25 protein-coding genes are annotated in these 23812 nt (G+C 57.0%); 13 read left to right on the plus strand and 12 right to left on the minus strand.

All coding sequences use genetic code 11. From position 1 onward, the window contains the following. Window positions 1-16: 16 nt before the first annotated feature. Together ACR0A1_RS11680 and ACR0A1_RS11685 are read right to left on the minus strand one after the other, a co-directional pair. Entirely contained in the window at window positions 17-1435 is a 1419-nt protein-coding gene (locus ACR0A1_RS11680; RefSeq protein ID WP_480867594.1) for a dihydrolipoyl dehydrogenase family protein, read from the minus strand. A gap of 3 nt (window positions 1436-1438) precedes the next feature. Next, window positions 1439-2197 (minus strand): TVP38/TMEM64 family protein, encoded by a 759-nt coding sequence (locus ACR0A1_RS11685; RefSeq protein WP_480459796.1) that lies wholly within the window; start codon window positions 2195-2197, stop codon window positions 1439-1441. A gap of 268 nt (window positions 2198-2465) precedes the next feature. Between ACR0A1_RS11685 and rpmH the strand changes: the two genes are divergently transcribed. From rpmH to ACR0A1_RS11745, 12 genes are all read left to right on the plus strand, one after another. Then, window positions 2466-2600 (plus strand): 50S ribosomal protein L34, encoded by a 135-nt coding sequence (gene rpmH, locus ACR0A1_RS11690; RefSeq protein WP_005980833.1) that lies wholly within the window; start codon window positions 2466-2468, stop codon window positions 2598-2600. A 26-nt stretch (window positions 2601-2626) separates the two neighbouring features. Further along, window positions 2627-3052: a ribonuclease P protein component gene (rnpA, locus tag ACR0A1_RS11695; protein WP_480867596.1), complete on the plus strand. Its 426-nt coding sequence runs from the start codon at window positions 2627-2629 to the stop codon at window positions 3050-3052. Further along, window positions 3049-3282: a membrane protein insertion efficiency factor YidD gene (yidD, locus tag ACR0A1_RS11700; protein WP_170508727.1), complete on the plus strand. Its 234-nt coding sequence runs from the start codon at window positions 3049-3051 to the stop codon at window positions 3280-3282. Before rnpA ends, yidD begins: the two co-directional genes overlap by 4 nt. 38 nt (window positions 3283-3320) lie before the next feature. Beyond that, window positions 3321-4205: a tRNA 2-thiocytidine(32) synthetase TtcA gene (gene ttcA, locus ACR0A1_RS11705; protein ID WP_480867599.1), complete on the plus strand. Its 885-nt coding sequence runs from the start codon at window positions 3321-3323 to the stop codon at window positions 4203-4205. Between the two features lie 70 nt (window positions 4206-4275). Further along, window positions 4276-5817, plus strand: coding sequence for a putative bifunctional diguanylate cyclase/phosphodiesterase (locus ACR0A1_RS11710; protein ID WP_480867601.1), 1542 nt, complete (start codon window positions 4276-4278; stop codon window positions 5815-5817). Between the two features lie 126 nt (window positions 5818-5943). Beyond that, complete coding sequence (gene yidC, locus ACR0A1_RS11715) at window positions 5944-7767, plus strand: membrane protein insertase YidC (protein ID WP_480867603.1); 1824 nt, start codon at window positions 5944-5946, stop codon at window positions 7765-7767. Beyond that, complete coding sequence (locus ACR0A1_RS11720; protein WP_480867605.1) at window positions 7764-8501, plus strand: MOSC domain-containing protein; 738 nt, start codon at window positions 7764-7766, stop codon at window positions 8499-8501. The genes yidC and ACR0A1_RS11720 overlap by 4 nt, the downstream gene beginning before the upstream one ends. After that, complete coding sequence (gene yihA / locus ACR0A1_RS11725) at window positions 8498-9151, plus strand: ribosome biogenesis GTP-binding protein YihA/YsxC (RefSeq protein WP_480867607.1); 654 nt, start codon at window positions 8498-8500, stop codon at window positions 9149-9151. The genes ACR0A1_RS11720 and yihA overlap by 4 nt, the downstream gene beginning before the upstream one ends. Before the next feature lie 147 nt (window positions 9152-9298). Then, window positions 9299-10162: an acetylglutamate kinase gene (gene argB / locus ACR0A1_RS11730; protein ID WP_170392876.1), complete on the plus strand. Its 864-nt coding sequence runs from the start codon at window positions 9299-9301 to the stop codon at window positions 10160-10162. 57 nt (window positions 10163-10219) lie between these two features. Then, window positions 10220-11011 carry a sterol desaturase family protein gene (locus ACR0A1_RS11735; protein ID WP_170508739.1) on the plus strand — a complete coding sequence of 264 codons (792 nt, stop codon included), beginning with the start codon at window positions 10220-10222 and terminating at the stop codon, window positions 11009-11011. Next, window positions 11011-11664, plus strand: a complete 654-nt coding sequence (locus ACR0A1_RS11740) for a ferredoxin (RefSeq protein WP_170597772.1) — start codon at window positions 11011-11013, stop codon at window positions 11662-11664. The genes ACR0A1_RS11735 and ACR0A1_RS11740 overlap by 1 nt, the downstream gene beginning before the upstream one ends. Next, a complete protein-coding gene (locus tag ACR0A1_RS11745) occupies window positions 11661-12158 on the plus strand; it encodes a SixA phosphatase family protein (RefSeq protein ID WP_480867609.1) in 498 nt (165 codons plus the stop codon). The genes ACR0A1_RS11740 and ACR0A1_RS11745 overlap by 4 nt, the downstream gene beginning before the upstream one ends. Before the next feature lie 47 nt (window positions 12159-12205). Here ACR0A1_RS11745 and ACR0A1_RS11750 read toward each other — a convergent pair whose 3' ends face one another. The 9 genes from ACR0A1_RS11750 to ACR0A1_RS11790 form a co-directional block, all read right to left on the minus strand. Continuing rightward, window positions 12206-12997 carry an amino acid ABC transporter ATP-binding protein gene (locus ACR0A1_RS11750; RefSeq protein ID WP_304621965.1) on the minus strand — a complete coding sequence of 264 codons (792 nt, stop codon included), beginning with the start codon at window positions 12995-12997 and terminating at the stop codon, window positions 12206-12208. 12 nt (window positions 12998-13009) lie between these two features. Continuing rightward, window positions 13010-14365 carry an amino acid ABC transporter permease gene (locus ACR0A1_RS11755; RefSeq protein ID WP_170392880.1) on the minus strand — a complete coding sequence of 452 codons (1356 nt, stop codon included), beginning with the start codon at window positions 14363-14365 and terminating at the stop codon, window positions 13010-13012. Between the two features lies 1 nt (window position 14366). After that, window positions 14367-15635, minus strand: coding sequence for an ABC transporter permease subunit (locus ACR0A1_RS11760; RefSeq protein WP_170392881.1), 1269 nt, complete (start codon window positions 15633-15635; stop codon window positions 14367-14369). Between the two features lie 124 nt (window positions 15636-15759). Then, window positions 15760-16779 carry an amino acid ABC transporter substrate-binding protein gene (locus tag ACR0A1_RS11765; protein WP_170392882.1) on the minus strand — a complete coding sequence of 340 codons (1020 nt, stop codon included), beginning with the start codon at window positions 16777-16779 and terminating at the stop codon, window positions 15760-15762. Window positions 16780-16985: 206 nt separating this feature from the next. Then, window positions 16986-17693 (minus strand): ATP12 family chaperone protein, encoded by a 708-nt coding sequence (locus ACR0A1_RS11770; RefSeq protein WP_480867612.1) that lies wholly within the window; start codon window positions 17691-17693, stop codon window positions 16986-16988. Between the two features lie 4 nt (window positions 17694-17697). Continuing rightward, window positions 17698-18369: an HAD-IA family hydrolase gene (locus tag ACR0A1_RS11775; protein ID WP_170392884.1), complete on the minus strand. Its 672-nt coding sequence runs from the start codon at window positions 18367-18369 to the stop codon at window positions 17698-17700. Beyond that, window positions 18366-19409, minus strand: coding sequence for an RluA family pseudouridine synthase (locus tag ACR0A1_RS11780; RefSeq protein WP_170465255.1), 1044 nt, complete (start codon window positions 19407-19409; stop codon window positions 18366-18368). The genes ACR0A1_RS11775 and ACR0A1_RS11780 overlap by 4 nt, the downstream gene beginning before the upstream one ends. 104 nt (window positions 19410-19513) lie before the next feature. Next, the gene (locus tag ACR0A1_RS11785; RefSeq protein WP_480867615.1) at window positions 19514-20827 is read right to left on the minus strand and encodes a replication-associated recombination protein A; all 1314 of its coding nucleotides are present in this window, start codon (window positions 20825-20827) and stop codon (window positions 19514-19516) included. A 3-nt stretch (window positions 20828-20830) separates the two neighbouring features. After that, window positions 20831-22216, minus strand: a complete 1386-nt coding sequence (locus ACR0A1_RS11790; RefSeq protein ID WP_223117089.1) for a trypsin-like peptidase domain-containing protein — start codon at window positions 22214-22216, stop codon at window positions 20831-20833. A 228-nt stretch (window positions 22217-22444) separates the two neighbouring features. Here ACR0A1_RS11790 and budA point away from each other — a divergent pair, with 228 nt between their 5' ends. After that, complete coding sequence (gene budA / locus ACR0A1_RS11795) at window positions 22445-23233, plus strand: acetolactate decarboxylase (RefSeq protein WP_170663165.1); 789 nt, start codon at window positions 22445-22447, stop codon at window positions 23231-23233. Window positions 23234-23320: 87 nt separating this feature from the next. Here budA and rplQ read toward each other — a convergent pair whose 3' ends face one another. After that, window positions 23321-23743, minus strand: a complete 423-nt coding sequence (rplQ, locus tag ACR0A1_RS11800; protein WP_170392888.1) for a 50S ribosomal protein L17 — start codon at window positions 23741-23743, stop codon at window positions 23321-23323. Window positions 23744-23812: the final 69 nt, after the last annotated feature.

Genomic DNA, 23812 nt, shown 5'->3' on the forward strand with positions numbered 1-23812 from the left:
TGCGCTCCTCCTTGGGTCAGGGAATCCAGCGCTGGACGAACCTGACCACTCGTTTAACCATTTGATTCTCAAACAGCCTTGGAGAGAAATAGGCTCCTGCCACACGTTTGTTAAGCTCTCCGACCGTTGGGTAAGGCGAAACCATCGTTGCGATCTGACCCATCTTGAGATTATTGACCAGCGCCAGCGACCACAAGTTGATCAATTCTCCGGCCTGATATCCGACGATTGTCGCGCCCACAGGTCGGCCCTTTACGACCATCACCTTGATGAACCCCTTGGTCTTGCGCTCGGAAACTGCGCGGTCATTGTGGTGATAGTCGAACCGGGCAACCTCCACCGCGTCGCCATGCTGTTCACGGGCTTGTGTCTCGGTCAGGCCGACCTGTGCCAGTTCGGGATCTGTATAGGTGGCCCATGGGATATGAGCGGTCTTCGCTTTCGACGGAAGCCCAAATAAGGCAGAGCGGATGATGATCCCCGCATGATATCCGGCGACATGGGTAAATTGCAGCCCACCTGCAACATCACCAATGGCATAGACCTTGCGATTGCTCGTGCGTAAAGAGTCGTCCACCTTGATGCCTGCCCGCGTGCTGTCGATCCCGGCAGCGCCGAGGTTCAGACGGTCGATATTGGCCTTGCGTCCGACGGCCAGCAACAGATGAGAGCCCGCGTAGACCTCATCATTCTCAGTGACCACCTCAATGGTGCCTGCATTTTCTCGGATCTGGGACACCATGGCGTTTTCATGGATTTCGACACCTTCAGTCCGAAGGCTGTCCAGCACGACGGCTGCAGCTTCAGGGTCGTCTTTGCCCAGCGCACTAAGGCCCTCGATCACGGTCACTTTGCAGCCCAGCCGGATATGCGCCTGCGCCATTTCCATGCCGATGGGACCTCCGCCGATGATCAGCAGGTGCTCGGGCTTATCGCGCAGGTCGAATATGGTCTCGTTGGTGTAATACGGCACTTGATCCAGCCCGGGCAGCGGCGGCACCAAGGGCGATGAACCTGTGGCCACCACGACGCGACGGGCGGTGATCAGGTGATCTCCGGCCTGTACCTGCGTGGGTGAGATGAAGCGACCGTACTCCCGGATTACCTTGACGCCAAAGCCTTCAAAACGCTCCTGACTATCCATGGGTTCGATCTGGGCGATAACACTCTGCACATGATCCTTGGCAGCTGCGTAATCCACTTGTGGCATCGCATCCGCGACGCCAAAAGCCGACGCGTGGGCCTGAGCATATGCAGCCTTGCCGCTGGCGATCAGAGCTTTGGATGGGACACAGCCGAAGTTTAGGCAATCCCCACCCATCTTGTGGCCTTCCAGCAGGATGACATCCGCACCCATCTGGCTGGCCCCGGCGGCTACAGACAACCCGCCTGACCCGGCCCCGATCACCAGGATATCGGTTTTCAACTCTTGCATGGATCAGGAGCCCTTTCGACCACGGAGGGATTTGATGACAATCGGCAGCGCTGCCAGCGCGCACAAGCCAATAATTGGCCCGATCACGAAGGGTTCCCATAACAGCGAGACATCCGGGGTTTCGCCGCGATCAAAGACACCACCCAGCCCAACACCGATCCAGGTATAGACAATCCCACCAGGGATGATGCCCAGCGCCGTCGTGATCAGGAAGTTTCGGAACTTTACCCCAACCAATGCGGGCACCAGATTGGCAACGAAGAAGGGCACCACAGGTACAAGACGCAGCAGGAACAAAACCGAGATTTCATTCTCACGCAGCCCGTCCTTCAGTTTCTTGACCGTCCCTTCCGAGGCTTCAAGCTTGGCGGTCAGAGATTCACCCAAACCCCAGCGTGCGGCCAGAAAGATCGTCGAAGCGCCTATGGTTGCGGCAAAAACATTAAAAACCGTTCCTGCAAGCAACCCGAACAGGAACCCACCGGTCATCGAAGCAACCGCAGCACCGGGTAACGAGAAGGCAACAATAATGATGTAAATCCCCACGAAAGCCGCAGCCATCGCCCAGTAGTTTGAATCGCGCCAGGCCAGCAAAGCCTCGCGATTGTCGCGCAGGGTTTCAAAGGTCAGATAGTCGCCCAGCGCAAAGAACCCCACGGCGGCAACGGCGAGAATCACCGCCAAAGGGATATGACGTGCCAGCCCGTTGCGCGGGATCTTGGTGGTTTCGTTCATCTGGGTAGCAGGTTCTTGTTCATTCATCTTGCCCACAACATGCGCCGCCCGCGCGCGCTGCAACAGAGGCCTCACGGGGCCTTGATGTTTATGGCACTTAATGTGAGGGATACGCGCTCTGAACCCGGTTTTTGAAATCTTTTGCCCGGGCAGATTACAGATTTGTTGCAAAACGCACCAAAACCCCCACCTAGGGGTTTGACTTACCCCCCGCTACCCAGTAGAGGACGGGCTTCGAACACTAGGGCTAGGCGAATCCGCGCCGCACCCACCGCTATAGATTGGAGACGGAGCGATGAAACGCACCTATCAGCCTTCGAACCTGGTTCGCAAACGCCGCCACGGTTTCCGCGCGCGCATGGCTACCAAAGCCGGCCGCAAAATCCTGAACGCACGTCGCGCACGCGGCCGCAAGTCGCTGAGCGCATAAGCCGCTCGACCTTTCAGGTTATGAACATGACGCCGCCGGAGGCCCCTGAGGATGGTAACAACCAGCCGAGGGTGATGCCCCCGGCGGCGTCCGTTTGCGCATCTGAATCATTGACCGTACTGCAGAATCGTTCGGACTTTCTGAAAGCCGCGCGGGCCAAACGGCAAGGCACTGCATCGATGATGGTGCAGGCGCGTAAACGTGGCGCTGATGAGGCTGCGGGCATTCGCATCGGGTTCACCTGCTCAAAGAAGGTCGGCAATGCCGTCGCCCGCAACCGCGCCAAACGCCGCCTGCGTGAAGCCGCGCGAGCCGTATTACCTATTCATGGGCATGCGGGCTGGGACTACGTGTTGATCGGCCGCGCCGAGGTTACCGCTGCACGGCCCTTTGATGCGCTGAAAGACGATTTGCGCTATGCGCTGCGCAAAATACACGGGGGTAGCAAATGACCCTCTTTGCCCATCTCCTCGCCCTGCCCGTCCGGGCCTACCGGTTGATCTTCAGCCCCTGGGTTGGATTTAACTGCCGCTATCAGCCGACTTGTTCCGCCTATGCACTGGAAGCGCTTGATAAACACGGCGCCATCAAGGGCGCATGGCTGGCGGCGCGCCGGATCGGGCGCTGCCATCCGTGGGGTGGCGATGGCTATGACCCTGTGCCCGACGACGAACGACCCTGACCCTTGCCCGGTTCACCCAACTGCGATAGGCCCCGCCCATGTTTGATGAAGCCGACGATATCCATCCGCTTTTTGCCGGTGCGCCTTCAACTACCGAGTTCAAGAAGCTGCGCAAGCGCATCGTGCGCCAGACGCGCGAGGCCATTGAGCAGTACGGCATGGTGGACCGCACCGCCGAAGGTAAAACACCCCGCTGGTTGGTCTGCCTGTCGGGCGGCAAGGACAGCTATACCCTTCTGGCGGTGCTCTACGAACTGAAATGGCGCGGTCTGCTGCCCGTGGATCTTCTGGCCTGCAATCTGGATCAGGGGCAACCGGGGTTCCCGGCAACAGTCCTGCCAGAATTCCTAGACCGTATGGGGGTGCCACATCGGATTGAGTATCAGGACACCTATTCCATTGTGATGGACAAAGTTCCGCAGGGCCGCACCTATTGTGCGCTGTGTTCACGCCTGCGTCGGGGCAACCTCTATCGTATCGCGCGCGAGGAAGGTTGTTCCGCGGTCGTGCTTGGCCATCACCGCGATGACATTCTTGAGACCTTTTTCATGAACCTGTTCCATGGCGGTCGTCTTGCAACCATGCCCCCCAAACTGGTGAATGAAGAAGGTGATCTGTTCGTCTATCGCCCGCTGGCCCATGTGGCCGAGGCAGATTGCGAGAAATTCGCCAAGGCGATGAACTATCCCATCATACCCTGCGATCTGTGCGGCAGTCAGGACGGGCTGCAGCGCCAGCAGGTCAAGCAGATCCTCGATCAGTGGGAAAAGAACAGCCCCGGCCGGCGGCAAGTGATGTTTCGGGCATTGACCAATGCGCGGCCTTCGCATCTTCTGGACCCAAAACTGTTTGATTTCGCAAATCTTTCGATCGATCCGATTCAAAAAGACGAAAATTCAGACGATATTCCCCAGTTACGTTAACGCCTGACTCAGATTGATTTCCTACGGTTGGCTTGCGCGATCCTAGCCCAAGCTGAAGGCCGTAAAACCTATGCGGAAATTCCTCTTTGTCGACCGTTGTTCCGAAACGCTGCGGATATTTCTCACCGGACCGCAGGTTCTGGCATTTATTCCCGCGGCGTGTTTAGCCGCCTTCTGGTTGGGCGGTGAACGTGCACTTGTTACCACGGCTTTGGGTTTGCCCCTTGCTTTTGCCGTCATCGGAAATTGGGGAAGCCGTTCTTATACAGCCCGCAGTTCAGGTATGCGCCCCAGCGGCCTGATTCCATATGACGTATTCCAATCAGAGTTGGAGGCGTTGAGTGAATCGGTCAGCAAATCAGGTGAGAATGCCGCCTGTATCGCAATTGCTTTGGACGGCTATGCCGAGCTTCAGGATCTGCACGGTCAGGCTGCCGCCACTCATGTAAAGCAGCAATTCAGTGATCGTATCCTGTCGATCATCCGAAATCAGGACATCTTTTCGCAGATCGATCAGAACCGGTTTCTCATTGGCCTGCATCCCTCCCCACATCTTGATCTGGAAGCCTGCATTCAAATGTCTGGCCGCATCCAAAGCGCAGTCGAAGAGCCGCTTTTGTTGAATGGCACAGGAGTTTACCAATCCTGCTCAATCGGGTTCTGCCTGCATTCAGACCTGCGACAGGCCGAGGCTGATGAGTGGATTGGCGCCGCCACCGCTGCACTATCCGAGGCGCAAAGAAGCGGTCCCTCCACCATACGTGCCTATTCAACCGCGACCCGTCGGCGATCCCTGGTCCGAGCCAATTTGAGAAAAGAGTTCGAGGCGGCATTGGACAATGGAGAGATTCGGCCCTGGTTTCAGCCTCAGGTTTCAACGGATAATGGGAACATCACAGGGTTCGAGGCTTTGGCAAGGTGGGAGCATCCAATAAAAGGTGTTCTCAGCCCGCAGGTATTCCTGCCCTTCGCCGAGCAAGCCGAACTGATGGAGCGGCTAGGCCAAATCATGCGTCACCATGCTTTTGAAGCGATGCAAGCTTGGGATCGTGCAGCATGCGTTGTGCCCCGGATCGGTATCAATTTCTCATCCGATGAGTTGCGCAATCCCGGCTTGATCGACCGCCTGAAATGGGAGTTGGATCAGTTTGATTTGACACCGGATCGGCTGGCGGTTGAGATTCTGGAAACCGTGTTCTCGCGCAGGCCAGATGACTTGATCACGCGGAATGTAACCGGCATGGCTGCGCTTGGATGCTGTATCGACCTGGATGACTTTGGAACCGGACATGCCTCGATCGCCTCGATCAAGCGGTTTGACGTCTCGAGGATCAAGATTGATCGGACGTTTGTCACCAAATCCGATCAGGATCCCAGCCAGCAGCAACTGGTCAGCGCCATTCTGACCATGGCTGAACGCCTGAATCTCGAAACGCTCGCTGAAGGTGTGGAAACGCCCGGCGAACACGCGTTGATGGCGCAATTGGGCAGTAACCACGTTCAGGGGTTCGGAATTGCAAAGCCAATGCCATTTGAGCAGACCCTGGATTGGATCGCGGCGCATCGTGCCAAGATCAGGGGTGCATCCAAGATCGGTCGCAAAATGGGATGAAATCTGCAATTACGGTGCGCCAAATCCAGCGCCGGAGCGATTTGATGGGCGATTCCGCTTGACCTTTGGGGCTGCACTCTGTTGAACCCACCGGGTGTGTTTCACTGCTCAAGGTGGCTGTCCCCGATGGACGATCAGAACAAAAATCTCATCCTTGCAACCGCGCTCAGCTTTCTGGTGATCCTTGTCTGGTTCGTGCTGTTCCCACCGCCGGAATCAACCACGACGCAGGACGCTGCAGAAATTGCAGATCTGGAAGGCGACGAGGTGCAAACACCCAGCGCGACCAGCACCGTGGGTGAAGCCACAGCGACCGCCGAGGAAACACTGCCAAAGGAACAAGCCCCTCGCGTCAACATCGACACCCCCCGTCTGAAAGGCAGCCTGTCCCTGTCCGGCGGGCGGATCGATGAGCTGTTTCTGAAAGATTACAAAGTCTCGATCGAAGAAGGCGCGCCTATTGTTGAGCTGCTGTCTCCGGTTGGTTCGGAATCGGCTTATTATGCCCTTTACGGCTGGGCACCGGGTACAGGAGTTGCAGGTGCGGATGTCCCGGGCCCCAACACGCTCTGGACATTGGAAGAGGGTGAGACGCTTGGCGTAGACAGCCCCATCACGCTGGCCTGGGACAATGGCAATGGCCTGACTTTCCGCCGCACCATCGCGGTCGATCAGGACTACATGTTCACAGTTATCCAATCGGTTGAAAACGCGACCCAAACCGAGGTGGGCATGGCACCCTATGGCATTCTTGCGCGCCACGGTATTGGTGAAGATGGCGACCTTCCGGGCCTGAAAAACTTCTTCATCCTGCATGAGGGTGTGATCGGCATGGCGGACGGCACGCTTTCCGAAGTTGACTATGGTGATGTCCGCGATTTTGACATCGACCCGAACGAACGGGCGCAGGCCGAGGTCTATCAGGTCAAGGAAGATGGCTGGATCGGCTTCACGGATCACTACTGGATGACCACGCTGATCCCAGAGCCGGGCTCGACCTTCAAAGCAGCCGCAAAATATGACTCGCGCCGCAAAATCTATCAAACCGAAACGGTGCTGCCGACGCTGACCGTAGCGCCGGGTGAGACTGCCGAAGTGACCACACGCCTGTTCGCTGGTGCCAAGGAATGGGAAGCCATTCGGGAATACCAGGCAGAAGGCGTACAGAAATTCATCGACAGCATCGACTGGGGCTGGTTCTTCTTCCTGACCAAGCCGATCTTCTGGCTGCTGCACAACATCAATCTGCTGATCGGCAACATGGGCTGGTCCATCATCGGCCTGACCCTGATCATCAAGGCGATCCTGTTCCCGCTGGCGTTCAAATCCTACGTTTCGATGGCCAAGATGAAGGAACTGCAGCCCCAGATGGAGGCCTTGAAAGAGGCCGCAGGGGATGACCGCCAGAAGATGCAGCAAGGCATGATGGAGCTGTACAAGAAGGAAAAGGTTAACCCGGCCGCAGGCTGTTTGCCGATCCTGATGCAGATCCCCATCTTCTTCTCGCTGTACAAGGTGATTTTTGTCACCATCGAACTGCGTCAAGCCCCATGGTTTGGCCCGTTCCAGGACCTCAGCGCTCCGGATCCGACCTCAATCTTCAACTTCTTTGGCTGGCTGCCTTGGGCGGCACCGCAGCCTGAAAGCTTCATGGCGCTGATCTTTATCGGTATCCTACCACTGCTGCTGGGTATCTCGATGTGGCTGCAGCAGAAACTGAACCCGGCACCGACCGATGCAACACAGGCGATGATCTTTGCCTGGATGCCATGGGTGTTCATGTTCATGCTGGGCGGATTTGCCAGCGGTTTGGTGGTCTACTGGATCGCGAACAACACGATCACATTTACCCAGCAATACCTGATCATGCGGAGTCAGGGCTATACGCCCGATGTATTCGGCAACATCAAATCAGGCTTCAAACGAACGCCAAAGACGGACGACAAATGAGCGGTTCGGTCACCAGCATTTGGCGGCACCCGATCAAAAGTCACGGGCGTGAACGCCTTGATCGCATTACCATGATCCCCAGGCATACCATGCCCGGGGATCGTGTTTGGGCGGTTGCACATGAGGCGTCGAAAGCGGATGGATCGGAATGGGCACCCTGCGCCAATTTCAGCCGAGGCGCGAAGGCCCCTCAGTTGATGGCAATCTCGGCGCAGCTGCAAGGCGACTCGGTCACGCTGAGCCATCCCAATCGCCCCGATCTAAGCTTTGAGCCCGACGTGCAACAGGATACCTTTCTGGACTGGGTCAAACCGCTGATGCCTGCAGATCGCGCTGCGTCTGCCCGCATTGTCCGCGCCGCTAATCGCGGCATGACGGACAGCGATTTTCCTTCGATCAGTTTGTGCAACATGTCGTCGCATCGGGCGGTCGAACAGAAGCTAGGCAGGGATCTTTCTATCGCTCGCTGGCGCGGAAATATCTGGTTCGATGGCCTGCCGCTGTGGAATGAGTTCGACTGGATTGGCCGCGACATCCGGATCGGCGAGGCCGTTTTTCATGTGCGCGAACGCATCACGCGGTGTTTGGCGACAACCGCCAACCCTGAAACGGGTGAGCGGGATGCCGACACACTGGGTGCGCTGAGCAGCTGGGATCATCAGGATTTTGGCGTTTATGCCGAAGTTCTGGAAGGCGCCACCATTCACACCGGTGACGAGGTTCAGGTTCTATGACCACACTTCCCTTTCCACTAGCTGAAACTCCAGATGAATTCGCAACGGAAACCGGTCGAAAGCTGTTTGCCGGGCCATCCGAATTCGTCAAAGGCGTCGTTGCCATGGATGGCCTGCCTGCCCCCGATCGGCTGGAGGTATGTTTCGCCGGGCGTTCGAATGTCGGTAAATCCAGCTTGATCAACGCGCTAACGGGCACCAAGGGGTTAGCACGTGCCTCGAACACGCCGGGGCGTACACAAGAGATCAACTTTTTCACGCAAGGGCCTGAACTCTATTTGGTCGACCTGCCAGGGTACGGCTATGCGAACGCGCCGGTGAAGGTCGTGGAAAAATGGCAACGTCTGCTGAAACAGTATCTGAGTGGACGTCAGACCCTGCGCCGTGCCTTCGTCCTGATCGACTCGCGCCACGGGGTGAAACCTTTGGACGCCGAGATCATGAAGCTGCTGGATACCAGCGCAGTGACCTTTCAATGCGTTCTGACAAAGGCCGACAAGGTCAAAGCAAAAGACCGGGAAAAGGTGCTGGACCAGGTACGCGCCGCGCTTTCAAAACATCCTGCGGCATTCCCGGAGATCGTGTTGACCTCATCCGAGAAGGGCGACGGCATTCCGACCCTGCGTTCGATCATTGCGCATCTGGAGTGACGCTGTTCAGCAATATACAAGTCATGAGCTAAGGAAGCCGGGTCGCGCCCATCGGGTACGGCCCGTTCAGATTGGCTGTTTCCGCGATCCGGTCTTGGCACCATCCTCCAAACGCCCTAACACAGGGTCCCAGAGGGACACTCAGCCATGAAGACACGAGATATGAACCGGGATTGGATCGCCACCGCCGCCACATTGAACAGCGCCCTGCCCTATCTGCAGCGATACGACGGTGCGATTGTCGTCATCAAGCTAGGTGGCCACGCCATGGGCAGCGACGAAGCCATGGAAAGCTTTGCGCGCGATGTGGTGCTTATGCGTCAGGTTGGCGTAAACCCGGTCGTCGTGCACGGCGGTGGCCCAATGATCAATGCGATGCTCGACAAACTGGATATCCAGTCCGAGTTTGTGGGTGGTAAACGCGTGACGGACAAAGCCACAGTCGAAGTGGTCGAAATGGTCCTGTCGGGCCTTGTGAACAAGCGGATCGTGCAGGCGATCAATGCGCAGGGTGGCATGGCTGTGGGTCTGTCGGGCAAGGATGCCCATTTGATGATGTGCGAACAGACCGACGCCTCGCTCGGGTTTGTCGGCACACCGTCCGAGATGAACCCCAAAATCCTGCATGACCTGTTTGCGCATGATGTTATCCCTGTGATCGCGCCGCTGGGCGCAGGTCGGAATGGCGAAACCTTCAATGTGAATGGCGACACTGCAGCCGGGGCGATCGCCTCAGCTCTTAAGGCAGACCGCCTGCTGCTGCTGACCGATGTAGCGGGCGTCAAGAACGCAGCGGGCGATGTCGTGACCGAGCTCAAGGCTGGCCAAATTCGTGAGATGACGCGTGAAGGCACTATTGCGGGTGGGATGATTCCAAAAACCGAAACTGCGCTGGACGCGCTGCATAATGGCGTTCGGGCGGTCGTTATTCTGGACGGGCGCGCGCCAAATGCGGTGTTGCTCGAACTGTTTACGGAACACGGTGCCGGATCCTTGATCCGTCCTGATTAACGCCATAGTGATCTTCAACATCTTGCACCGGGCATTAACATGCTCGATTGTGAATGTATGGAGAACGAGCCCCTATTTCGCCTAAGCGTGTTTTTGATCCTGTTTGTTGTGTTTGCGGCGGCAGAGACAATTGCGCCAAAACGCTTACGAACCTGTCCGCGAAAAAATCGGTGGCTAACCAATCTATCAATCACTGTTTTGAACACACTGATGCTCAGGACTATGGCGATTGGGTTGCCCTTATTGGCAGTTGGCGCTGCCATTGATGCCGGGAAAAATGGATTGGGCGTTTTTAATTGGCTCGCCTGGCCAGGGTGGGTTGAGCTTATTCTATGTGTGCTGATTCTGGACTTTGCAATCTGGCTACAGCATCTGATTACCCACAAGGTGCCAATCCTTTGGCGGCTACATCGTGTGCATCACGCCGACCGAGACATGGACGTCACTACTGCAGTCCGCTTTCACCCTGTTGAAATCGCGTTGTCCATGATCCTGAAAATCGGGCTTATCTATCTGCTCGGCGCCAGCGCCCTGGCTGTGATCCTGTTCGAGATCCTTCTTAATGGCACAGCGTTGTTCAATCATTCAAACTTGAAGCTCCCCCTTGCCGTTGACGCTGTGGTACGTAGGATTCTTGTGACACCCGATATGCATCGCGTACATCATTCGGTATTTCGAACAGAGCATGACAGCAATTATGGCTTTGCACTGTCTATCTGGGACCGAATGCTGGGGACTTACATCGCACAACCTCGGGACGGGCACGAACAAATGAGCGTGGGATTGGAATGGCAGGACGATCGACCAACAAAACTGGGCTGGAGCCTGGCTCTGCCCTTCCGCCGTTGATGACCTACGCCAATGTCGAACGAGCAGCCACTCAGGTTGGGCTGATAGTTATGGGTGCACTTCATCCAAGGCCCAGTGAAGCAAAGCAACTTAATGACGGAACCCTGATCCTTCTGGGGGCTGCGGGGGCATTCTGGCCTGCTCTGAAGGCCTCGGCTGAGTGGCAGGATGGCCAACCCGACCCGGTTGATCGCTGGTCCAGACGGGTGATCGGCCAGCTTGCGCAGGACATGAGGGGCACCGCCTACTATCCGTTCGGCGGCCCACCATACGCACCCTTCATTGACTGGGCACTTAAGTCCGGTCGCACCTTCAGCAGTCCAGTCGGGGCCCTGGTGCACGATACGGTAGGGATGATGATATCATTCCGTGGTGCGTTGCATTTTGCGGATGAGTTCTCAATTCCATCCGTGTCTCAATCGTCACCCTGCACAGAATGCCCCGCGCCTTGTGCAACAACCTGTCCGGTTGGGGCATTGAACACCCACAGCTTCTATGACGTGGCAGCCTGTCATGATCATCTCGATACCAAGGCGGGACACAGCTGCATGAACAAAGGCTGCCTCGCCCGGCTCGCCTGCCCTCTCAGCGCCGGCGCAGAGCGCCAGCCAGAGCAATCTGCGCATCACATGAAAGCATTTCACCGATCATGACCCGCACACTGATCCTAATGCGCCATGCCAAGTCCAGTTGGGGCGATCCCTTTGCCGAAGATCACGACCGCCCGTTGAACAATCGAGGACGCAAATCGGCCCCCGCGATTGGGGCGTGGCTGCAAAGCAATGGCTGGCTACCGGATGACGTTATCTGCTCAAGCGCCAAGCGTACGCGGGAAACGTGGGACAGATTGGGGCTGAGCACCCCGAAAATCCGCTTTACCCCCGCCTTGTATCTGACAGGCCCCGATGAGATGTTCGCCGAATTGGCCACAGCCACCGGCAATACCGTACTAATGCTGGGGCATAATCCCGGCATCGCTGCATTTGCAAATCGGCTGGTACGCAACCAGCCCGACCATTCGAGATTCTACGACTATCCGACTTGTGCAACGACTGTAATCCGGTTCGATATCCCCGACTGGAATGCGCTCGAATGGCATCAGGGTGAGGTTCTGGGCTTCACGATCCCACGCGAGCTGCTGGAATAGAAAAAGGCGAGGTCGACACCCCGCCTTCTTGGTTTTCTTATCCGAATTTAGTGTCCCAGAATCTGGCTGAGGAACAACTTGGTCCGTTCGCTCTGCGGGTTGTTGAAGAACTCTTCCGGTTCGTTCTGCTCCACAATCTGACCGGCATCCATAAAGATCACGCGGTTAGCGACCTGGCGGGCAAAGCCCATCTCGTGGGTCACACACAGCATGGTCATGCCTTCCTCGGCCAGCTCGATCATGGTGTCGAGCACCTCTTTGATCATCTCAGGGTCCAGCGCCGATGTAGGTTCATCGAACAACATGATCCGCGGCATCATGCACAGCGAGCGGGCAATCGCCACACGCTGCTGCTGACCACCCGATAGCTGACCGGGATACTTGTCGGCCTGCTCAGGGATCTTCACCTTTTCCAGGAAATGCATCGCGCGCTCTTCGGCCTCTTTCTTGGGCGTCTTGCGCACCCAGATCGGGGCCAGCGTGCAGTTTTCCAGAATGGTCAGGTGCGGGAACAGGTTGAAGTGCTGGAACACCATGCCAACCTCGGACCGGATTTTGTCGATGTTTTTCAGGTCATTCGACAGCTCGGTCCCATCCACAATGATCGTGCCCTGCTGGTGTTCCTCCAGCGCGTTCAGGCAGCGGATCAGGGTAGACTTGCCCGACCCCGACGGCCCCGCGATCACGATCCGCTCGCCCTGATTGACGGTCAGATTGATATCGCGCAGCACGTGGAAGGCCCCGTACCACTTGTTCATGTTGGTGATTTCGATGGCGATTTCGTCGCTCACCTGCATTTTGGAGCGGTCGATTTCGCGTTCAATTGCAAGTTCAGACATGTGTTGAACTCCTTAACGGTGGCCAGTCTGAAGCTTGCGCTCCAGGTACATGGAATAACGGGACATGGAGAAGCAAACCACGAAGAACAGAACGCCGATAAAGGCAAACAGTTCCCAGTAGACGCCGTTCCAGGCGGTATCGGCGCGGATGCCGTTGGTCAGACCAATCACGTCGAACAGACCGATGATCGAGACCAAAGTCGTATCCTTGAAGATACCGATGAACGTGCTCACGATGCCCGGGATCGAGATTTTCAGCGCCTGTGGCATGATGATCAGCCGCTGCGCCTGCCAGTAGTTCAGGCCCAGACTGTCTGCGCCTTCGTACTGACCACGCGGCAGGGCGGCCAGACCACCCCGGATCACCTCGGCCATATAGGCGGCCGAGAACAGGGTCATCATGATCATCACCCGCAGGATGATGTCAAAATTAGTGCCCGGCGGCAGGAACAGGTTCAGCAACAGCGATGCCACAAACAGCAGGGTAATCAGCGGCACGCCCCGAATGAACTCGATAAAGCCCACGCACAGGTATTTGACGATCATCAGATCGGACTGACGACCCAGCGCCAGCACGATACCGATAGGCAGCGAAACACCAATGGCCACGACACCCAACAGGATCGCTAGCATAAAGCCACCAAAGTCGCGGCTTTCCACCGGCGCGATACCGATCGGAATGATTGCATTGATTGCGTCAGCCACGGAACCGGCAGCAAACAGCCACCATAGTATGGGCAGCGCAATCGCAAGGATAATCGCGGCAAGAGACCCGGCAACCGGAAGCGCAAACTTGTACGCGAAATACCCGATGGCAAATCCGGCGGCGACCATGAGCGGCCCCCAGATCGATCCACCCCACATCAGCCAAGGCAGCAGGAACGGATATGCCGCCGTGACGATCAACAGCTTACGCGGCACCTTGGTGAACAACACCGGCGCAATAGCAACCAACAACAGGATGAAGGTCAGGTTCGGTCGGAAATAGGCCGGCCATGCCCCTGTTTCAGGCGGGTTCGACCATGTGGCATCCGGATGCGCCGGATACGGCGGATAGAACCCATAAAGCAGCTGTAGCCAACGATCCTTGATCACACCCCAGCAGGCATGACCATGCGTATCGCCCCACGTAGCCATCATGATCTCACGACATTCCGACAGGGAATTGGCGTTCCAAACAGATTCGAACGTCCAGGACAGGATGTTGGAGAGCACATAGTAGATGAAGACCAGCGATACGATCGTCAGGATGGCGTTCAGCCAGCTTGAAAACAGGTTATGCTTGATCCAGCCCAGTACACCGACCTCGGAGGCGGGTGGTGCCTGTTCCGGCAACATTTCCGTGCGGACAAATGAAACATCACTCATATTACCGCTCCACCAGTTTGACACGGTTGTTGTACCAGTTCATCACCGCCGAAATGCTCAGCGAGATGGACAGATAGACCAGCATCAGCAGCAGAACGCATTCCAGCTCGCGACCGGTTTGGTTCATGGTGATGCCACCCAGCGTACCCGTGATGTCCATATATCCGACCGCGATCGCCAGCGACGAGTTCTTGGTCAGGTTCAGATAGTTCGAGATCATTGGCGGGATGATCACCCGCAACGCCTGCGGCAAGATCACCAGACGCATGGTCCGGCCCGGGCGCAGGCCCAGTGCGGATGCGGCCTCGGTCTGACCCTTGGAAATGGCCAGAATACCGGCGCGCACGATCTCGGCGATGAATGCCGCAGTGTACAGCGACAGGGCCAGCCACAAGGCAATCAGCGAGTTACGAAGGTGGGTACCGCCGCTGAAGTTGAAGCCTTTCAGCTCAGGGTAGCCCAGGTGAAAACCCAGAACGCCCAGCAGGATGGCTGATGGCACGAACAAAAGGCCCAGTTGGATGTGCCAGATGGTCGGGCGATCGCCGGTCTTTTCTTGCGTTGAATTGGCCCAGGCCGAAACCTTGCGCATCGCAAAGATGCTGCCGCCAAACACGATCAAGAAGGCGATCAGGTCAAGCGAAACATCAAAGCGCAGGCTTGATGTACCGAAAAGGTGGATATCGCCCAATCCGCGCGAGAACAGAAACTCGGGGATATAGACACCGCGATTTGTGACCGCGACCGTGCCAAAAAGATCCATCGTGGCTTCTGGGTTTTCACCTCGGAAGGCGCGCGGTGCTGGCAGGCTTTCAATCAGGATCGCCATGGCGAACACGATCCAAAGCAGCACTGGAACGTTACGGAACATCTCGACATAGACCGTCATGATCCGCGCGATCAGCCAGTTATTCGACAGGCGCAAAACACCGACCATGACACCGATGATCGTTGCTGTGATACAGCCCAGAACTGCAACAACCAGAGTGTTTAGCAGGCCTATAAACGCCGCGCGCAGATGGGTATCGCGCGAGTCGTATTCCAGCAGGCGTTGGTTGATATCATAGCTGGCCGGTTCGGCAAAAAAGTCGAACCCGACTGTTCTGCCCAGCGTTTCAAGGTTCTGAATGGTATTGTTGATAATCCAGGCTGCCAGAAGCATGAAACCGATCATCGCTATGACCTGAATGGTCGCAGATCGGTACCGCGTATCATAAAGGAGCATGGACAGCCGGAAGTGCTCCTTCGGCGGGTCAGTGAGTGTCGTCATGACCTATGTATATCCCCGTGCATCCCGGATGTTGGCAGAGTTTGCCTCTGCTCAGATCGTTCCGGGCGTGTTTCTTATGGAAGGAAAAAGGGCGCGGGTTCCCCCGCGCCCTTTTCCGTGGATCTTAGCGGAAAGGCGGTGCGTACAGCAGGCCACCATCGGTCCACTGTGCGTTCAGGCCGCGTGCCAGACCGATCGGGGTTTCCTCGCCGATGTTCTTGGCAAACACTTCGCCATAGTTACCGCCGACTTTGATCGCGCGCTGTGCCCAGTTCGCGTCCAGACCCAGCATCTCACCCAGCGTACCTTCGGTACCCAACAGGCGGTTTACCTCTGGGTTGTCGGTGGCACCGCTGGACATCTCGTCGATGTTCGCCGAGGTTACACCCAGCTCTTCCGCTGCGATCAGTGCGTTCAGGGTCCAGCGGACCACATCGCCCCACTCGTGATCGCCGTGACGGACCAGCGGGCCCAGCGGCTCTTTCGAGATGATTTCGGGCAGGATCACGTGGTCGCCTGCGTTTTCAAAGGTGGCGCGCGTAGCAGCCAGACCCGATGCGTCGGTGGTGTAAACGTCACAGGCACCAGCCAGATACTGCTGCTGCGCTTCGGCGTTGGTTTCGATCGGAACCGGCTCGTAGCTCATGTTGTTGATGCGGAAGAAATCCGCCAAGTTAAGCTCGGTGGTGGTGCCGGTCTGGATACAAACGGTTGCACCGTCCAGTTCCTTGGCCGAGCTGACGCCCAGTGCCTTGGGAACCATGAAACCCTGACCATCGTAGTAGTTGATGCCGACGAATTCGAACTTCAGGTCGACGTCGCGGCTGAAGGTCCACGTGGTGTTACGGGCCAGCATGTCAATCTCGCCCGAAGCCAGCGCGGTGAAACGTGTTTTACCGGTTGTCGGGATGAACTCAACAGCGCTTGGGTCGTCCAGAACGGCAGCGGCTACCGCGCGGCATACGGCCACGTCAAAACCCTGCCATTCACCATTGGCATCGGGGCTGGCAAAGCCGGGTACGCCGGTTGCAACGCCGCAGTTCAGCTTGCCGCGGGCTTTCACGTCGTCAACGGTACCCGCTGCAGCCGCGCCAGCAGCCAGGCCGGCAATGGTTGCCACGCCCAAAATTACGGATTTTTTCATTTTTACCTCTTCCTGATTTTCCATCCCTGAATGGAACGGTTCGATCCGGCGCATAGGCGCCAGAAAGGTTACCCAAAAGGTGTCTCCCCTTTAGTGGCCCGAGTTTGGGCGTATTCATCAACAAACGTCAAGGGCTGGATCAGGGAAAACGATAGGTCTTTTTGGGCAGAATCGGACACAAATTCACGATTTGACGAGAATCCGTCTCAGAACGAGAGGTCAAAGAACTGCTTTGCGTGCAGAAAGGCGGCCCGTTTCACTTCGGCGGCGGCATGTGCCTCATCGTCGTGGCCCCATTGTTCAATCTGCCAAAGCTCGTCCAGTCGAGAAATGCGCCATATCTCGTCCGGTTTGCGCCAATTCTGGGCTGCCGCGAAACCAAGAATCAATGATCCCGACAGGCTAACGAGGTCATGAAACGCCGCCAGTTGGAACACATTCAGTCCATGCACCCGGTCACGCAGGCCTTGCAGCACCTCGGCAGCTTGCGGTTGATGCACCACCCCTGCACGCGGGATCAACCGCGCGCCCAGCGCGTCCGCAGCCCAATCCAATGCAGGATCCCAGGCCGCGGACTGCCGCTGCTGCAACGTTTCGGGATGGGTCGCCCGATAACACAGCAGATCCGAGTCGCCGTAATCGGCCAGCATATCGGCAACCTCACCATGCTGGTGCCGCACCTTGTCGATCGCCGCATTGGCCGAACGGGTGAATGGCATCGTGGTCGGATCGATTTCCTTTTCCTGTGCATCCCATTCCCGTGCAACGGCCTCGGCCATGGCACGCGTGGGCAGGTCCAGCGCAGCCTTGGCGGGCGTTTTGACCCGTCGACCATCCAGTTCAACCGTATAGCCCCCGTCGGTCTCAACGACCGTACTTGTCGTCCAGAAGCGTTTGGGTTTCCAGTCGCTCATCTCTTTAGCCCCAGATCTTTGCCAGTGCGCCTGGCAATTCTTCGAATGTTTCGATCACATGTGTCGCAGCCGTCAGTACCCGACGATCGTGATAACCCCAGCTGACACCGATCCCGGCAACCTGCGCGGCTGCGGCCATATCCATGTCAAAGCTGGTGTCGCCCACCATGACGGCTTGCGCAGCCGGCACGCCCGTTTCAGCCAAAGCTGTTTCTATCATCGACGGGTGCGGCTTGGACGGGTGGTGATCTGCAACCTGACGAGTAATGAAATGCTGCTGCAACCCATGCCCTTCAAGCAGCGCATCAAGCCCGCGCTGAGATTTGCCTGTGGCCACTCCCAAAAGAACCTCGGGTTGAGCGTGAAGAGCCTCAATCACTTGGCGCGCACCGGGATAAAGCGGCGAGCTTGCGGCGCCCTGCTCCAACCTTTGCGCGTGATAGGCCTGCTTATATCCGTCAACCAATGCGCTTTGTATCCGCTCGGACTGATCTGCTGCCAGACGCGCCATTGCATGGGGCAGAGATAAACCGACGATGGACAGGATGGCGTCACGATCCGGGACCGGCAGTGACTGCGCCTGAAAACAGGCGGTCATTGCCGAAACAATGGCACCCTGACTATCGACCAGAGTGCCATCCACATCAAACAGGACCAGCCGCAATGGAGCGTTCATCGCAACTCCTCAAACGGATCATCTGCAGCGAGGTCTTCGGTCCAGCCCAGCGTATCCCAGCTGTGTTTCATATGATCCGGTAAAGGCGCCGTAAGCGAGATGGGTTTGCGGGTCATCGGGTGTTCAAAGGACAGGCTGCGGGCGTGGAGATGCAGCTTTTTGCTGATGATACCTCCCAACTGCGCGCCCCAGCCATCGCCGAGATTTTCCTGCCCCGAGCCGCCATATTTCCCATCGCCAATGATCGGGTGGCCGATCGCCGCCATATGTGCGCGCAGCTGATGGGTCCGCCCCGTCACCGGCTCCATCGCGACCCAGGCTGCCCGCCCTGCAACGCGATACAGCGTTGCATAGAGCGTATGCGCACGTTTCGCGCCGGGCGTATCGTTCACCTCGCTCGGATGAACAGCGATCATCTTCTCGCCTTCACCCTGTTTGCCATGTCCCGGAGCCTTGACCAGCCCGGTCTTGATTTCGCCCAGGTACGGAGTTGGTACACCAGCTACCAGCGCCCAATAGATCTTTTGGGTGTTTCGGTGCCGGAAGGCTGCTGTCAGCCCTTTGGCGGCCTCGCGCGTACGGGCCATCAGCAGAACGCCAGATGTGTCCTTATCCAAACGATGCACAAGGCGCGGGTTCTCTTCATACCCAAAGCGCAACGCTTCGGACAGGCTGTCCACATGGCGGGTTTGACCGCTGCCACCCTGAACTGGCAAGCCATGCGGCTTGTTCAGCGCCAGCACGTGATCGTCTTCATAAATCACGCAAGACTGGATCATCTTTGCGTCAGCGTCCGAAACACGATGCTTTACGACAGCGGGCTTATGGTCGGCGTCTGGCAGCGGCGGCACGCGCACGGACTGCCCGACCTCTAGCCGCGTCGAAGCTTTGACCCGACTGCCATCTACGCGCAATTCACCCTTGCGGCACATCTTCTCGATCCGGCCCTGGCTGACATGAGGAAACAGGCGGCGCAGCCAACGATCCAGCCTCTGGTCGCCATCGCCCTCTGCTACGGTGATCACCTGTACGCCGCTCATGCCATTGCCCCTTGTTCCGCACGGCTGATCCGCCCGGATTGTGCTTGTTTCAGTGCCTTAGAAATCATGCGCGTCTGTCGCGCGCATCGGGTGCAGAGTCAAGTCTAGCCCTGATTGCGTTGCGTTCTCAGCTTGGCGAAGTATTCCAGCCGTTTTTTCAGCTCGCGCTCAAAACCACGCTCTACCGGCTGATAGAGAACCGGGCGCTTCATATCATCCGGGAAATAGTTCTGACCCGAGAACCCATCTTCGGCATCGTGGTCATAGGCATACCCTGCACCATATCCCTGATCCTTCATCAGCGATGTCGGAGCGTTCAGGATATGTTTGGGTGGCGGTTCACTGCCCGATTGCTTGGCCAGCCGCATCGCCGCCTTATACCCCACATAGGCCCCGTTCGATTTCGGAGCGAGTGCCAGATATACCAACGCCTGCGCCAGCGCCAACTCGCCCTCGGGCGAGCCCAGCCGTTCATAGGTTTCCCAACTGTGCAGGCAGATCGATTGCGCCTGAGGATCGGCCAAACCGATATCTTCAACCGCCATCCGCGTGATCCTCCGCGCCAGATAGCGCGGGTCTTCGCCGCCGGTCAGCATCCGCGCAAACCAATACAGCGCCGCGTCAGGGTCCGATCCGCGCACCGATTTGTGCAGGGCCGAGATCAGATTGTAATGCTCATCCCCCGATTTGTCGTATTTTGCGGCCCGTCGCATCAGGCGCGTCGACAATGCATCCGGATCCAGATCGGCGTCCACCTTCCAAGCAGCAACCTGTTCAATCAGGTTCAGTAGTGCGCGACCGTCGCCATCTGCCATCTCCTGCAGCGCTTCGCGGGCGGCAGACGTTAGCGGCAAGGCGCGGTCAAGCTCATTCTCGGCGCGTTGTGTCAAACGCTCAAGATCAGCAAGGCTAAGGCGTTCCAGAACCAGCACCTGAGACCGGCTGAGTACCGCCGCGTTCAACTCGAAGGAAGGGTTTTCGGTCGTCGCGCCAACCAGGAGGATCGTGCCGTCCTCCATATGCGGCAGAAACCCGTCCTGTTGCGCTTTGTTAAAACGATGGATTTCGTCAACAAATAACAAGGTGCCCTGCCCGTTCTGACGACGGATTTTAGCAGCCTCAAATACCTTCTTCAGATCCGGCACACCGGTAAAAATCGCGCTGATCTGCACGAAATGCAGATCGGTTTCCTGCGCCAGCAACCGGGCAATGGTTGTCTTTCCCACACCCGGCGGGCCCCAGAAGATCAGGCTGGACAGGCTACCTGACGCGAGCATCACCCCCAATGGCGCATTTAGTCCCAAAACCTGCTCTTGCCCGATCACCTCAGACAGGGATTGTGGGCGCAAGCGATCCGCAAGCGGCCTGTGCGGCGAAGCGGTTGGTTCCGCAGAACCGGTATCGAACAAATCACTCACGGATCACAACCGAAACCGCAATGAGATTAACCGGCTTCCCCGCTCAATCTCCATCTGTACCCGGCGACCCGGATCGGTCAGGGCCTGAATGATATCCTCCGGTGTCTCGGTTCTGGTTCCGTTGATACCTTTTACGACATCGCCCACACGCAATCCTGCGCGGCCGCCATAGCGGCTCGGATCAACCACCACGACGCCGGTCTGAGACAGCGACAAGCCAAGCTTTACGATCACCGCCGGATTTACACCCGAAACGATTAGACCTGGCATGACCGTATCCTCGTCCAGCGTAGTCTCATCCGCCGCAGGCGTTTCAGGCGGTTTGATCAGCGCCACTTCAATATCCGAGCGGTCTTCGCCCCGCAGCCGAGTCAGGACCGACTTTCCACCTACCCCGGCAACAGCCATGCGAAATTTCATCTCGGCCGGAGAATTCACCTCGTCTCCGTCGACATGAGTGACAACGTCACCGACCCGCAGACCCGCTTCTGCCAGCGGACTCAGTTCATGCAAGTCAGAAATCACCACACCGAGAGGGATGGCCATACCCAGAGACTCGGCTATGTCCGCGCTCATGTGTTGACCGGCCATTCCTGCCCAAGGACTTACGAAGCTTTCGTTTCCAGACTGCGCCTGCCGCAGGAATTCGGCTACCAAATTGGCCGGAATGGCAAAGCCGATACCGTTCGACCCGCCCGAGCGGGTCAGGATTGAAGTATTGATACCAATCAGATCACCATTCACATCGATCAGCGCGCCACCGGAATTGCCCGGGTTTATCGCCGCATCGGTTTGAATGAAATACCCTCGTGCGTTTCCGGTTGCGGTTCCTGTGCGCGCCAGCCCTGAAATAATACCTGACGAAACAGTTTGGCCAACGCCGAAGGGGTTGCCAATCGCCAGCGTCAGCTCTCCTACTTCAACCTGATCGGAATCGCGCATCTGCAGGAAAGGCAGATCGTTTGCCTCTTCCAACCGCAAGATTGCAATGTCGCTTTCTTTGTCACCCAGAACGACTTCGGCAGTGAATTCACGACGGTCGGTAGTCACGACCTGAATTTCCGATGCCATCCCCACAACGTGGTAGTTTGACACCACATACCCATCACCAGTGAGGATCACGCCAGAGCCGAGCGAATTCTGCACACGGGGGCGTGACGTCCCAAATCCACGGCCAAAGAAGTCCTGAAAGAACGGGTCAGAAAATAGCGGATTTGCCCGCCCTTCGCGCACAATCTTGGCGTAGATGTTCACAACCGCCGGGGCAGCCTGCTTTACGACAGGGGCGAACCCGAGGCTGATTTCGGTCTGGCTTTTTGGTACCTGCGTCTCTGCGGCTGCCGGTAATGCACCCATCAGCAATACTAGGGAACACAATAGTCTTAGCATCATCGGCCCTCCGGCAATATCGCCAACCGGATATGCGGGGCCGATGTAAAGATTGCAAGCTACATAACCCGCTGCCTTCGACAATGCTGAGGACCTACCGTTTTCTTTTGAGCTATTCGTACAAATACCCAGTTTCAGAATTATGGCTTCGCAAAGCGTTGCAAAAGTTTCACAGGGAGTTGTGTTATGTGTTGGACTTGGCGCTGAATCCAATCAGAGGGAACGACCATGCACAAAGACCGGGAATTGACCTTTGCAACGGCCCTTGCCTCTCATCATCGAAATAAGAGCTTTGTGCGGGAAGAGCACGCCCACGAGTATTACCAGGCCTCACTACTGAGTGCCGTCATGCAGGGGGTCTATGATGGGACTGTTTCCATCGGTCAGCTGCTGGAACACGGAGATTTCGGTCTCGGTACCTTCAACGCCCTGGACGGAGAAATGGTGGTGCTGGATGGTGTCGCTTATCGCCTGGATGGGGAAGGCAAAGCGACAATTGCGGATAACGGCGCGCTGACACCATACGCAGCCGTCATTGACTTTGAACCGACGATTTCGCTTGCGTTGGATTCTCCTGTTAACAAATCCGGTTTCGAGGAGGGTTTGGATGACATGGCCGATGCAAAGAACTTGTTTTATGCGGTTCGTTTCACCGGATTGATCAAACACATTAGGTATCGAAACGTTTTGAAACAGGAACGGCCATACAAACCTTTGCTGGAAGTGGTCAAAACGCAGGCCGAGTTTGAATTGGAAAACGTGGAGGGAACTATTCTCGGGTTCCGCTGCCCTGACTACGCAGTCGGGATTGGCGTGCCGGGTTACCACTTGCATTTCATCTCTGACGACCGGACCACCGGTGGGCACGTACTTGATTATACATTGACCCGGGGAAAGATCGAAATCGATCACACCTCGTCTCTTCATCTGGAACTGCCAGAGACAGAGGATTTCTCTGACGCCAATTTGTCCGCGGGAGCGTCAGCGGATGGTATTCTGAAAGCCGAAAGCAATTAAATTTAGATGGCCTTTGATTTTCACACGGAGCAAAAGAAAACCCCCGCGTCTGCGACGCGGGGGCTGAAACTCAGATATAGCCAAGGCTTATTCTTCGTCTGCGGCCTCTTCGGCGGCAACACGAGCTTTGTCAGCTGCGCCTTTGGCGTCGATGTCGCGGTCAACGAATTCGATGATCGCCATCGGGGCCATGTCACCATAGCGGAAGCCTGCTTTTAGGATACGGACATAACCGCCCTGACGCTCGGCGTAACGAGGGCCCAGAACTTCGAACAGCTTGGCGACGTCTTTGTCTTCTTTCAGCTGTGCTGCGGCCTGACGGCGGGCGTGCAGGTCGCCGCGCTTGCCCAGAGTGATCAGTTTTTCAACGATCGGGCGCAGTTCTTTTGCCTTGGGCAGAGTTGTTTTGATTTGCTCATGCTCGATGAGCGAGCCAGCCATGTTTGCAAACAGAGCTTTGCGGTGCTCATGAGTACGGTTCAGGCGGCGGTAACCACGTGCGTGACGCATTTTCTAGTTCCTTCTTTCGCGTTTTGCTTTGTCTGGCCGGCGATGCGTGTCACCGGCTCTCCTTGGGGC

Source organism: Ruegeria sp. D6 (assembly GCF_056534365.1).